The following is an 11,736-nucleotide window of genomic DNA, read 5'->3' on the forward strand; positions in this document are numbered from 1 at the left end:
GCGACGGAAGTCGCGACGGGGTTCGCGCGGTCGAGGGTCGTGAATCGTCCGTTGTGGAGGATCAGATCCGGTTGAGTCCCGGTTGCGGTCATATGCATCACCTCGCTTCGATCAGAAGCCAAAGAGCTGTTTGAGGGTGGGGATGGCCTGCACGCCGATCACCATGCCGAGCAAGCCGACAAGGGCAATCAGCGGCGGTGCCGGGGAGCGCACCTTGATGGCGCTGTAAATGACACCGATCAGCAAGCCCGCACCAAGGGAAACCAGATAGGGTTCCATACGATCAATTTCTCGGACTGGTTGGAGAGCAGGTCCTGATGTCCCGGCCAACATGCCGCGGACGGCATCCGTGATTCGTTCACGGTCCGCCGTCCGCGGCAACGGAGCCGGCGCGGCGCGTTCACATCGAACCCGCCGCACCGGCATCGACGGTCGCAGACCGTCCGCGCTTACTTCGCCGGAACGGCCGGGATCGACTCGTGCGGCGTCGCGGTGCGCTGCGGTGCCTTGTGGACCATCGTGTACGCGTAGTCGACGCCCATGCCGTACGCGCCCGAATGCTCCTTCGCGATCGCCATCACGGCGTCGTACGTCTCGCGGTGCGCCCAGTCGCGCTGCCATTCGAGCAGGACCTGCTGCCACGTGACGGGCACCACGCCGGCCTGCACCATGCGCTGCATCGCGAAATCGTGCGCGGCCTGCGTCGTGCCGCCCGATGCGTCGGCGACCATGTAGATCTCGTAGTCGCCTTCGAGCATCGCGCACAGCGCGAACGTCGTGTTGCAGACTTCGGTCCACAGGCCCGAGACGACCACCTTCTTGCGGCCGTTCGCGGCGAGCGCGTCGCGCACCTTCTGGTCGTCCCACGAGTTCATCGACGTGCGTTCGAGCGTCTTCTGGTTCGGGAACACGTCGAGCAGCTCGGGATACGTGTGGCCCGAAAAGCTGTCGCTTTCGACGGTCGTGATCGTGGTCGGGATGTTGAATACCTTCGCGGCCTTCGCGAGGCCGACGACGTTGTTCTTCAGCGTCTGGCGATCGATCGACTGCACGCCGAACGCCATCTGCGGCTGCTGGTCGATGAAGATCAGCTGGCTGTTGTGCGGAGTGAGTACTTCAAGCTTCGGGTTGCTCATGGCGGTGATGTCCTTTGACGCGGAGAAAAATGCGGCCTGCCTCGCCGACCCATGCGGGAGGCAGCCAATACGCTGTGCCGGGAGATTCGACAGCCAGCCGGCATCATTCAATACGCAAATTCCCGATCACGCCAATTAATCATTCTGATTCGCGCGGGCCGCGACGCTCAGGCTTAAAAGATCTGAATTTCGTTGAACCGAACCATGGTGAACGCGAAGACCTGATAGGCTGGTCGCGGACTGCCGAAGCGACGCCGGATCGGTAGTTATCCGTATTTTTTACACGGCCGCCATTTCACCCGGATCCCATGAAACCGTACACCGCCTCGCTGTTCGCCGGCCTCCTCGCCGGTATCGTCTATGCGCTGATCGGCGTGCCGTCGCCGGCGCCGCCGATCGTCGCGCTCGTCGGCCTGCTGGGCATCCTGGCCGGCGAACAGATCCTGCCGGTCGCGCGGCGGATGTTCAGCGGTATCCGGCTCGGCACCGCGTGGCGCGATGCGAAGTGCAGCCAGCACATGTTCGGTGCGCTGCCCGGTGCCCACGCACCCGACACCGCCGCGACGCGCCGCGATTCGACGCCGACGTGACGCCGACGTGACGCACGCCCGTTGACCGGATGCAGCCATGCCCGTCCGCGGGCATCGCCATGCCGTCGTGTTCCTTCGATCACGGTGGTGCCACGCGGCCTGGCCCGCGCCATGCCGTTGCGTCCCGCCGCCCGGCCGCGCGATGGATCGTCCTGAACGGTATTGGATCGAGCGGCGCTTGACGCTAACATGGCAGCCCGACGTCCCTCCGTGGAATTCGCCATGAAGCTGTCATTCGAAGCGCTCGAAGCACTGGACGCGATCGACCGCACCGGCACGTTCGCCGAAGCCGCCGAGCTGCTGCACCGCGTGCCGTCCGCGCTGACTTACCTCGTACAAAAGCTCGAAAGCGACCTCGACGTCGCGCTGTTCGACCGCAGCGGACGCCGCGCGAAACTCACGCACGCGGGGCGCGTGGTCGTCGAAGAGGGCCGCCGGCTGCTGCATGCCGCCGAACAGCTCGAACGCAAGGCGCAGCGTGCGCAGCAGGGCTGGGAAACCGAGGTCCGGATCTGTGTCGACGAGATCCTGCCGTTCGAGGCGATGTGGCCGTACGTGCACACGTTCTATGGTCTCGAGATGGACACGCGGCTGCGACTGTCCACCGAAGTGCTCGGCGGCACCTGGGATGCACTGATTTCGCGCCGCGCGGATCTCGTCGTCGGCGCCACGGGCGAGCCGCCCGAGCTGCCGGACATCGTGGCACGGCCGATCGGCACGCTCAGGCACGTGTTCGCCGTCGCCCCCACCCATCCGCTCGCGGCGCTGCCGGAACCGCTGTCGCTGGCATCGGTCGTCGCCCATCGCGGCGCGGCGATCTCGGATACGTCCCGCGAGCTGCCGCCGCGTTCGGTCGCCATCGACGCGGGGCAGCCGTATCTCGCCGTCCCCACCCTCGCCGCCAAACTGGCCGCGCAGTGCGAAGGACTCGCGGTGGGCACGCTCCCCGACTGCATCGCGGCACGCGCGATCGCGCAAGGCAAGCTGGTCGCACGCCAGGTGACCGGCATGCGCGACACGACCCAGTGCTACCTCGCGTGGCGCGGCGACGAGGCCGGACGCGCGCTGCACTGGTGGGTCGAACAACTCGACCGCCCGGATCTCGTCGACCGGTTCACCGCGCTCGCCTGAGCCCGCTCTCTTCGCGGCCGCGACCACCATTGCCCGCCGCCCGCCGCCCGCCGCGTCAGCCGAACGAATCGTGCAGGCGCTTCATCTCCTTCTCGAGCCACTCGATCAGGTTGAACGACGCATGCGCGCTCGCGGCCGGCGGCATCCGCATCTTCTCCTCGGTCGCGATGTGCTCGGTGAGCGATTCGCACATCAGCCGCCCCAGTTCGGGCTTCCTCGCGAGCAGCGGCGACAGGTCGCGACTGCTCAGCTGATAGGCCGTCACGGCCGTCACCGCGTAGACGCTCGCATGCAGCTGCGTGCCGGCGAGCACGACGGACTGGCCGATCGCGTCGCCGGGCGCCATCCGCCTGACTTCCGTGTCGCCCGTCGCGCCGGGCACGAACACCGCCGCGACGCCGGCCGCGACGATCGTCAGCAGGCGCGCGTCGGAGTTCGACGCGTAGATCACCTCGCCCTTGTTGAACACGCGTGACGCGAGCGCATCGGCCAGTATCGCCAGGTCCGCGTCGTCGAGCTGCCTGAACAGCTCGACCGCGCGCAGCAGGCGTTGCCCGCGCGACGCCGGACCGGGTGCCGCCGGTGCGCCCGTCAGCGGGCGCAGCGCGACGTCCGCGGCAGCCAGATGCCGGTGGGCCAGATCGTAGAGCCGGTTGCGGACGTCGATCTTTTTCTGCAGCGAGTCGACGTAACAGACGAGTTCGTATTCGATCGAGTTGGTCCTGAACGCCTTGACAACCGGGATCGGCGCCGGGCTGGCGAGCACGTCCAGCGAACTGGCCGCGGCATGCGCGAGCGCATCGACGACGACCGCGGGCCGCGCTTGCGGGTCGAGCTCGATCGTCAGCGTCACGCCGTACACGTTCGCCGGTTCGCTCAGGTTGACGATCGCCGCCTTGGCCGCGACGCTGTTCGGCACGACGACCAGGTTGCCGAGGCTGTCGATCAGCTTGGTCGCGCGCCAGTTGCTTTCGACGACGCGCCCTTCCAGCGCGCCGATCGCCACCGTGTCGCCGAGACGAAACGGCTGCGTGGTATTCAGCACCAGGCCCGAGAACACGTCGTTCAGCGTGTTCTGGACCGCGAGCCCGAGGATGACGGCGACCGCCCCCGACGTCGCGACCACGCCGCTGAGCGGCAGCCCCAGCACGTAGCCCAGCGCGGCGACGGCGGCCGCACCGAACACGGCGCCCGCGGCGATATCGTGGAACAGCCGCTGGTTGCGCCATGCGCGCGGCAGCAGCAGATGATCGAGCATCAGGCTGAACACCAGCGCGCACTGCAGCCACCATGCGACGCCGATCACCTGGATCGCGAGCCGGTCGAACCGGTCGGGCGACGCCGGCACCGCGAGCGGGCTCACGCCGGTCGAGAACAGCACGTAGGTCAACGCTGCGAACGATGCGCAGCGCCACACGGCTTTCGTCGTCGAACGGCCGCGCCCGAGCAGCCGCCAGGCGATCAGGTCGGCAAGAACGATCGGCGCGCCGTAAGCGACCGTGACGGACAGGTTCGGCATGCTGGAATGGGCTGAGGGCGTGCTTCGCGACGGGCGGGGACCCTGCGCCGGCAGTCGGTGGCGTCGCGACAGCGATGAGCGGACAGTCCCCGCGCATGCAATGTAGACGCGCCGGCCGGCCGGGTCCTGTGTTCGGCCTGAAACGTTCTGAATGCGCGGTCGGCGCGCCGCGCTACGCGTCGCGCGGCGGCAGTTCGACCTCGCCCGCCTCGAACCCGAGCGCGTGCACCGCCGACCATGCGTCGTGCGCGATCTGCGTCGGCCCCGACGTGTGCGCGAGCGCGGCCGCATACGCGGCCAGCAGCCGCACGCGCGCGTCGGCGCACGCGGGCGTGTCGTCGAGATCGCGCATCGCGTCGAGCGCCGCGCGCGCCCGTTCGCGACACTCGTCCACGAGCGACAGGTCGAACAGGCAGGGCACCGCGACCGCGGCCAGCGCGATGCCGACCCGCGCGTCGCCGTTCGGTGAAAACGCCCAGTCGAGCGCCGCGCGTAGATTGCCGAGTTCGCGCCGGATCACGTCGAGCCGCGATTCGGCGAGCTGCCCGTCGTCGCTACCGGGCGCACGCCGGAACAGCGCCAGGAAGTAGCGCGCGTGCGCGAGCGCCGCGGCCGCGCATTCGCCGTTGGTCTCGAGCTGCTGCAGCGCGTACGCGCGCGTCGTCGTCAACAGCCGGTAGCGCGGCGCGCCATGCGCGCTCTCGAGGCTCAGCAGCGATTTCGACACAAGGCCCGCGATCGCGTCGAGCAGCGCCGTGTCGACGAGCCCCTTCGTTCCGACGATGTCGCGCACCGCGTCGATCGAGAAGCTGTCGCGGAACACGCCGAGCCAGCGCAGCAGCAGGCGCTCCGCGTCGTCGAGCAGGCGGTAGCTCCAGTCGTACATCGCCTGCAGTGTCTGATGACGCGGCAACGCCGTGCGAAAGCCGCCGGTCAGCAGCCGGAAATGGTCGTCGAGATGCGCGGCCAGCACGTCGATGCCGAGCACGGCTGCGCGGGCCGCGGCCAGCTCGATCGCGAGCGGCAGCCCATCGAGACGCCGGCAGACCGACGCCATCAGCGCCAGGCAGCGTTCGTCGAGCGGAAAGCGCGGGTCGGCGGCGCGGGCGCGCGCCGAGAACAGCTGCACCGCGCTCGCGCCCGCGGTCTCGCGTTCGTCCGCGCCCTCGGCGGGTACCTCGAGTGGCGGAACCGGACACAGCCGCTCGCCCTGGATCCGCAGCGCCTCGCGGCTGGTCGCCAGGACGCACAAACCGGCATCCGACTCGGTGAGCGCGGTCGCGATCCGCGCGGCGGCATCGAGCAGGTGTTCGCAATTGTCGAGCACGAGCAACATCCGCCGATGCGCGACGCTGGCGAGCACCGCTTCGAGCGTCAGCGACCCGGCCGGGTGCACGAGGCCGAACGCGCCGGCCAGCGCGTCGGGCACGAAGTGCGGGCACGCCACCGTGGCCAGCGATACGAACGCGGCGCCATCCGGAAAGCGCGCTTCGGCCCGCATGGCCGCTTCGAGCGCCACCCGCGTCTTGCCGATGCCGCCCGCACCAACCAGCGTCACGACGCGCGCGGTGTCGAGCGCCGCGAGGACGTCCGCGACCGTCTGCTCGCGGCCGATGAGTGCGGTCGGCGCGGGCGCCAGCCGCGATGTCGCGGGACGCACGGGCGCCGCGGCCGGCGCCTGTGCCTGCGCTTGCCCGCCGACCAGCCGGTAGCCGCGCCCCGGCACCGTGATGATCAGGTTCCGGTTGTCGGCGAGCGCCTTGCGCAACGCGGCGACATGCACCTGCAGGTTGTTTTCCTCCACGACCGTGTGCGGCCACACGCGCTGCATGATCTCGTCTTTCGATACCAACGCACCGTTCGCCCGAATCAGGAGTTCGAGAATTTCGAATGCGCGACTGCCGATTCGCAGCAGTTTGCCGTTCGAGCGAATTTCACGCCTGTCGAGGAAAACGTGAAGTGTTCCAATCCGGATCATTTGAATTCTTAATCGCTTTCCATTCATCGATGCCCTGTCGGAAATGACACCGGTGATGCAGATGCTACGGCATTTTAAGCATCCATTGATTCAAATTATTAGAAGCCAAAGAGCAAATTTTTTGAATCGACGACAACCGCGAATGGCCGCCGCAGGCCGGTATTCGCGCTGCACCTCGTCCAGCGCCGCGCATCACGGCTTCCGGCGCCGGCAACAGGCGAAACAGCGATTCACCAATGAACCCGTTTGGTGTGATAAAAGCGCCGCCATTCCTGATTTGCTTTTGCACGAATCACTTGCCGTGGCGATTTGAATGAATTGCGCCGAGGTTGCGGGAAAAAACTTTTGTTCCTGCATGCGATGCGCGTGTTCGCATTTGCATCGATCATCGGTATGCGCCGCGGCATCGCATTCGATGCCGAATTGCTGTACGCCGCCGCGTTGTTCCATCGCATCGGGCCGACGGAAGGCCAGCGGCACAGGCGCCGGCGCGACGAAAGCGACGGCGCGAACGTCACGCACGCGTTTCTCTTTCCCGGCGGACACGGCGTCGCCGCCGAAGACGGGGCCGCGGTATGGCGCGCGATTGCGCTGCACGCGGCTGTCGGCATTCATCCGTACATGACACCACCGACGGCATTACTCGGCGCGGGGTCGAAGCGGATCTCTTTGTGCTGCGTTTCGACGAAGTGGGCCGCGCCAAAACACGCCAAAACGCGACGAGATCGTGCAGGCGTGGCCACGGGCGGAGCCCACGCTTCAAGGCGTCGTTCCTCGAGGCATACGCCGCGGGCACCGCGCATCGCCCCGAAATCGCGTTCGGCAACGTCGTCGCCGACGTGCTCGAGCGCTGCGACCCGGACTATCGTCGGACGAATTTCTGCGGCCTGGTGCTCGGGTCGAAATGGGCGGAGTGAGCGCGAGCGGCCGGCCGTGTCCGCCGCGCCGCGTCGCTCCGCCGCCGCATCACGCGCGGACGAACGCCAGCAGTTCGTCGTTCAGGCGTTGCGCGTGCGTCAGATACAGCGCGTGCGGCCCGCCCTCGTAGACACTCAGCGTCGCGCGCGGCACGCGCTTCGCGGTCGCGGCGCCCGTCAGCGCGAGCGGCACCGTCTGGTCGTCGTCGCCGTGAATCACGAGCGTCGGCACGTCGAACCGGTCGAGATCCGCCCTGAAATCGGTTTCGGAAAACGCCCCGACGCAATCGAGCGTGCCCTTCAACCCGGCCTGCAACGCCATGAACGTGGTCCAGTCGAGCGCCGCGCGCGAGATCGTCGACGCGGGCCGGTTCGAACCGGTGAACAGCGGCCAGAAGTTTTCGAGGAACGCCGCGCGATCCGCGACGATGCCCGAGCGAATGCCGTCGAACACGGCGACGTCGACACCGTCGGGATGATCGTCGCGGCGCGCGACCAGCGGCGTCACCGCGCCGATCAGCACGGCTTTCGCGATGTGCCGCGTACCGTGCCGGCCGATGTAGCGCGCCACCTCGCCGCCGCCCATCGAAAAGCCGACGAGCGTCACGTCGCGCAGCCCGAGCGTTTCGATCAGCGTCGCGAGATCGTCGGCCAGCGTGTCGTAGTCGTAACCCGTCCACGGCTGGCCGGAGCGGCCGAAGCCGCGCCGGTCGTAGGCGATGCAGCGCATGCCGTGCGACGCGAGATGATGCATCTGGACGTCCCACATGTCCGCATTCAGCGGCCAGCCGTGAATGAACACGACCGGGCGGCCGGCGCCCCAGTCCTTGTAGTAAATCGAAACGCCGTCGCGTGTCGTGAACGTGCTCATGCGGATTCCTCGGTGGTGATCAGGCGGCCGCCGGCCGGTGCCGACGGACGGCGCGCGGGGTGCCGCGTCATGACCGCGACAGCCTGGCGATGAAGCGGTTCAGCTCGGACGTGAGGATCACGTCCCGATAGTTCGCCGGGCGCTTCGCGCCGCGCCATTGCGGCTTGTAGATCGCGTCGCCGGCACGGATCGTGATGCCGGTCAGCGCGCAGCGTCCGAGACCGCGCGACTTGGCGCTGATCCAGCGCTGCTCGTCGTAGCGAAAGCGCGTGGGATCGCTCCACGATATCAGGACCGACGAATCGGTCTGCCGCTCGGCCGCGACGATCGCGCACCGGCGGCGCATGCCGCCGCTCGACGCGGCCGGCACTTCGTCGCGGTGGCGACGGCACGCGGCGTCCGGATCGCGAAGTGGCGGCGGCGCGTGGCGGCGCGCGGCGGCCGACGGGTCGAGCAGCGTCATCACGTGTTCCCAGCGATTGAAGGCGTCCATGGCGGCGTATCCGGGCAAGTGGCGACGGGCCGGATGTCTCGCACCCGCACGCATCGCGATGCGTCATCCGCCGCCGCGAACCGGCAAGACCCGCGACGGGATGACCTGATGCCGACGATAACGGGCCGCCGCTGAAGAGTCTTTACGCCGGGCTTAATTTTTCTGGCGGGCGCGCTCGCGTGGCGCGCGGCGGCCGCGTTCATGACAATTCAGCACGATTTCAGTACGCGCCGCGCGGTCGCGGGATAGCCTCCTGTCGGCGTTCGTTCGTGCCCTTGCGTGCCTGCCGGCGCGCGAACGCGAACGCGCCGGCCGCCCGCGCGAGCGCCGCTCGCGGGCAGATCCGAAACCCTTCAAATCCAACGCGGCACCATTGCACCGCACGTTCAAGGAGTCCTCATGCGTCCCGCAGATCACGACGCCATTCCCTCGGCGCGCCGCCGAGACATGCTGCTGGCCGGCGCGACCGCCGTTGCCGCTGCCGCGCTGCCGGCCGCTGCCGCCGCCGCCCCCAAACACGCCGCTTCCGCCCATCAAGGAGCCCATGCGATGAACACGATCACCACCAAAGACGGTACGCAGATTTACTTCAAGGACTGGGGCAGCGGCCGTCCGGTCGTGTTCTCGCACGGCTGGCCGCTGTGCGCCGATGCGTGGGACGCGCAGATGCTGTTCCTCGTGCAGCACGGTTACCGCGTGATCGCGCACGACCGGCGCGGTCACGGCCGCTCGAGCCAGCCGTCGCAAGGCAACGACATGGACACGTACGCCGACGACCTGGCGGCGCTGATGAATGCGCTCGACCTGCGCGAGGCCACGCTCGTCGGCCATTCCACCGGCGGCGGCGAAGTCGCGCACTACATCGGCCGGCACGGCACGAAGCGCGTGGCGAAGGCCGTGCTGATCGGCGCGGTGCCGCCGCAGATGGTGAAATCGGCGTCGAATCCGGGCGGCCTGCCGATGGACGTGTTCGACGGCATCCGCAAGAACGTCGCCGAGAACCGTTCGCAGTTCTACAAGGATCTCGCGGTGCCGTTCTTCGGCTTCAACCGGCCGAACGTCAAGGTGTCGCAAGGCACGATCGACGCGTTCTGGGCGCAAGGCATGATGGGCGGCGTGTACGGCCAGTATCAGTGCGTCAGGGAATTCTCCGAGGTCGACTACACCGAGGACCTGAAGAAGATCGACGTGCCGACGCTGATCCTGCACGGCGACGACGACCAGATCGTGCCGATCGACGATTCGGCGCGCCTGTCCGCGAAGATCGTGAAGCACGCGCAGCTGAAGGTGATCCCCGGCGGCGCGCACGGGATGTGCGTCGTCAACGCCGACCTGATCAATGCCGAACTGCTCGCGTTCCTGAAGGCGTAAGCGCTGCGGCACGGCGCGCGCGGCCCTGGCGCCGGCGCGCCCTTCAGGAAGATTCAGGAATTTTCAGGCCGACGCGATTCCGTCGCGGGGAGCGCGATCGCTAAGATCGTCGCTGCGCGATGCCGGGGGCTCATGGCGACGGCGCGCGCGCCGGCCTGAGCAGGATGCCGATCAACACCCCCGCGACGGCGAACGCCATCGCGACCCGGAAATTGTCCGCGAGCGCGAGCGTGGTCGCCTGGACCCGGACCGCCCGGTCGAGCAGCGCATAGGTCGCCTGGTCGCCCGTGGCGAAGGTGGCGCCGTGCGACACGAGCGACGCCGCGCCAGCCCGCAGCCGCGCGAGCGTTTGCGGATCAGACAGCGTGACATGCAGACCGACGAGATTCGAATGGGTAGCCTCCATGATGCGCTGGATCACCGCGATCGACGTCGTGCCGAGCTGCCCGCTCAGCAGGCGCGTCGTCTGCACGACGGCGCCGAACGTCAGCGCGTGCTCGGCCGTCACATGCTTGCCGAAGAAGAAGATGACCGACGTGAGCGCCATCGTCTGCCCCAGCGCCTGGAGCAGTTGCGACGGGATGAAGTCCGGCTCGGCCCACGCGGGCGTGAGACGCGCGCCGAGCGCGAACGCGACCGCCACCATCAGGAAACCGGCCACGATCAGCCGGCGCGGATCGACGCGCTGCAGCAGCCACGCGACGCACGGCGCGAACAGCAGTTGCGGAATCGCGATCCAGCGCAGCGTATCGCCGATCTGCAGCGGGCGAAGCCCGTAGGTGCTCGCGAGAAACACCGACGGAATGAAGCTCGTGTTGAGCACGGTGAAGCGCACGAGCCCGACGAGCAGGATCAGCAACGCGACGTTGGGCAGCGCGAGGTAGCCGAGATCGAGCCCGGCCTGCCGGGACGTGAGTTCGTGGATCAGGAATGCGGCAATCATCAGGATGCCGATGCACAGCAGCGCGACGATCAGCGGCGACTGGAACCAGAACAGCCGTTCGCCCTGGTCGAGCGCGATGCACAGGCACGCGAACCCGCCGGCGCCGAGCAGCATGCCGCGCGCGTCGAGGCCGGATGTGAAGCGCTTGACCGGCTCGTTCGACAGCGACAGCAACAGGCAGACGATGAACGGCATCGTCAGCAGCGCGTTCTGCCAGAACAGCCAGCGCCAGCTCAGGTGTTCGCTGTACCAGCCTTCGAGCGTCGCGGACAGGTTCAGCGACATCTCGAGGTTCATCGCATACGCGGCGATGCCGAACGGGATCAGCCGCGGCGGCAGCGTGCGCACGACGAACCCGACGGTCAGCGGCACGAACACGCCGGACGCGAAGCCGGCGAGGCTCTGGAACGCGATGAAGGTGCCGAAGTTCGTGCACAGCGGCAGCACGGTTTCGACGACGAGAAACACCGAGGCGCCCGCCAGCAGCACGCGGCGCGTGCCGAACACGAAGGCCGCCGCGATCGCGAGCGGGCCGACGAACATCTGCGACGCGGTGAACGCCGTGTTGATCCACGCGCCTTCGTCGAACCCGACGCCGAGCGCGCCGCGCACGTCGGCGAGGCCGAGCGACGTGATGCGCGACGTCAGCGTCGCGATGATCGCGCCGAGCAGCACGGACGCGATCGCGGCGATCGAGCGAAACGTCGGTATGTCGGCGGCCGGCGCGGCGGCCGGCCCCGGTGTCGCGCCACCGGGGGCGAACGTGGTGTTCATCGTCGAGCGGCTC

General features: G+C 68.1%; 12 protein-coding genes. 4 read left to right on the forward strand and 8 right to left on the reverse strand.

Going from position 1 to position 11,736, the window contains the following annotated elements:
• Positions 1-111 precede the first annotated feature (111 nt).
• On the reverse strand, positions 112-279 hold the full coding sequence (locus DIE02_RS18305; protein ID WP_044847131.1) for a DUF1427 family protein: 168 nt from the start codon (positions 277-279) through the stop codon (positions 112-114).
• 170 nt (positions 280-449) lie between these two features.
• Positions 450-1,136 (reverse strand): hydrolase, encoded by a 687-nt coding sequence (locus DIE02_RS18310; protein WP_044847130.1) that lies wholly within the window; start codon positions 1,134-1,136, stop codon positions 450-452.
• 308 nt (positions 1,137-1,444) lie between these two features.
• Here DIE02_RS18310 and DIE02_RS18315 point away from each other — a divergent pair, with 308 nt between their 5' ends.
• Together DIE02_RS18315 and DIE02_RS18320 are read left to right on the forward strand one after the other, a co-directional pair.
• Positions 1,445-1,726, forward strand: coding sequence for a XapX domain-containing protein (locus DIE02_RS18315; RefSeq protein WP_044847129.1), 282 nt, complete (start codon positions 1,445-1,447; stop codon positions 1,724-1,726).
• 222 nt (positions 1,727-1,948) lie between these two features.
• The gene (locus DIE02_RS18320) at positions 1,949-2,857 is read left to right on the forward strand and encodes a LysR family transcriptional regulator (protein WP_124521072.1); all 909 of its coding nucleotides are present in this window, start codon (positions 1,949-1,951) and stop codon (positions 2,855-2,857) included.
• A 55-nt stretch (positions 2,858-2,912) separates the two neighbouring features.
• On the opposite strand, the gene DIE02_RS18325 is transcribed toward DIE02_RS18320, so the two are convergent.
• The 3 genes from DIE02_RS18325 to DIE02_RS18335 form a co-directional block, all read right to left on the reverse strand.
• Positions 2,913-4,376, reverse strand: coding sequence for a mechanosensitive ion channel family protein (locus tag DIE02_RS18325; RefSeq protein WP_124529601.1), 1,464 nt, complete (start codon positions 4,374-4,376; stop codon positions 2,913-2,915).
• A 172-nt stretch (positions 4,377-4,548) separates the two neighbouring features.
• A complete protein-coding gene (locus DIE02_RS18330) occupies positions 4,549-6,354 on the reverse strand; it encodes a winged helix-turn-helix domain-containing protein (protein ID WP_124529672.1) in 1,806 nt (601 codons plus the stop codon).
• A gap of 192 nt (positions 6,355-6,546) precedes the next feature.
• Positions 6,547-6,969 (reverse strand): hypothetical protein, encoded by a 423-nt coding sequence (locus tag DIE02_RS18335; RefSeq protein WP_124521076.1) that lies wholly within the window; start codon positions 6,967-6,969, stop codon positions 6,547-6,549.
• A gap of 56 nt (positions 6,970-7,025) precedes the next feature.
• Between DIE02_RS18335 and DIE02_RS18340 the strand changes: the two genes are divergently transcribed.
• Positions 7,026-7,271: a hypothetical protein gene (locus DIE02_RS18340; RefSeq protein WP_124521078.1), complete on the forward strand. Its 246-nt coding sequence runs from the start codon at positions 7,026-7,028 to the stop codon at positions 7,269-7,271.
• 49 nt (positions 7,272-7,320) lie between these two features.
• On the opposite strand, the gene DIE02_RS18345 is transcribed toward DIE02_RS18340, so the two are convergent.
• Both DIE02_RS18345 and DIE02_RS18350 read right to left on the reverse strand, forming a co-directional pair.
• On the reverse strand, positions 7,321-8,142 hold the full coding sequence (locus tag DIE02_RS18345) for an alpha/beta fold hydrolase (protein ID WP_124521080.1): 822 nt from the start codon (positions 8,140-8,142) through the stop codon (positions 7,321-7,323).
• Positions 8,143-8,209: 67 nt separating this feature from the next.
• Positions 8,210-8,635 (reverse strand): DUF3331 domain-containing protein, encoded by a 426-nt coding sequence (locus DIE02_RS18350; RefSeq protein WP_124521082.1) that lies wholly within the window; start codon positions 8,633-8,635, stop codon positions 8,210-8,212.
• Positions 8,636-9,184: 549 nt separating this feature from the next.
• Between DIE02_RS18350 and DIE02_RS18355 the strand changes: the two genes are divergently transcribed.
• The gene (locus DIE02_RS18355) at positions 9,185-10,006 is read left to right on the forward strand and encodes an alpha/beta fold hydrolase (protein ID WP_185640873.1); all 822 of its coding nucleotides are present in this window, start codon (positions 9,185-9,187) and stop codon (positions 10,004-10,006) included.
• Between the two features lie 130 nt (positions 10,007-10,136).
• Here DIE02_RS18355 and DIE02_RS18360 read toward each other — a convergent pair whose 3' ends face one another.
• The gene (locus DIE02_RS18360; RefSeq protein WP_124529603.1) at positions 10,137-11,723 is read right to left on the reverse strand and encodes an MFS transporter; all 1,587 of its coding nucleotides are present in this window, start codon (positions 11,721-11,723) and stop codon (positions 10,137-10,139) included.
• Between the last annotated feature and the right edge of the window lie 13 nt (positions 11,724-11,736).

The organism is Burkholderia sp. Bp8991 (assembly GCF_003853795.1).
Classification (GTDB): Bacteria; Pseudomonadota; Gammaproteobacteria; order Burkholderiales; family Burkholderiaceae; genus Burkholderia.

Bases quoted from the DNA above. Each gene is read 5' to 3' on its own strand.
- DIE02_RS18305 (WP_044847131.1), bottom strand. From the start codon at position 279: ATGGAACCCTATCTGGTTTCCCTTGGTGCGGGCTTGCTGATCGGTGTC.
- DIE02_RS18310 (WP_044847130.1), bottom strand. From the start codon at position 1,136: ATGAGCAACCCGAAGCTTGAAGTACTCACTCCGCACAACAGCCAGCTG.
- DIE02_RS18315 (WP_044847129.1), top strand. From the start codon at position 1,445: ATGAAACCGTACACCGCCTCGCTGTTCGCCGGCCTCCTCGCCGGTATC.
- DIE02_RS18320 (WP_124521072.1), top strand. From the start codon at position 1,949: ATGAAGCTGTCATTCGAAGCGCTCGAAGCACTGGACGCGATCGACCGC.
- DIE02_RS18325 (WP_124529601.1), bottom strand. From the start codon at position 4,376: ATGCCGAACCTGTCCGTCACGGTCGCTTACGGCGCGCCGATCGTTCTT.
- DIE02_RS18330 (WP_124529672.1), bottom strand. From the start codon at position 6,354: ATGATCCGGATTGGAACACTTCACGTTTTCCTCGACAGGCGTGAAATT.
- DIE02_RS18335 (WP_124521076.1), bottom strand. From the start codon at position 6,969: ATGAATGCCGACAGCCGCGTGCAGCGCAATCGCGCGCCATACCGCGGC.
- DIE02_RS18345 (WP_124521080.1), bottom strand. From the start codon at position 8,142: ATGAGCACGTTCACGACACGCGACGGCGTTTCGATTTACTACAAGGAC.
- DIE02_RS18350 (WP_124521082.1), bottom strand. From the start codon at position 8,635: ATGGACGCCTTCAATCGCTGGGAACACGTGATGACGCTGCTCGACCCG.
- DIE02_RS18355 (WP_185640873.1), top strand. From the start codon at position 9,185: ATGAACACGATCACCACCAAAGACGGTACGCAGATTTACTTCAAGGAC.
- DIE02_RS18360 (WP_124529603.1), bottom strand. From the start codon at position 11,723: ATGAACACCACGTTCGCCCCCGGTGGCGCGACACCGGGGCCGGCCGCC.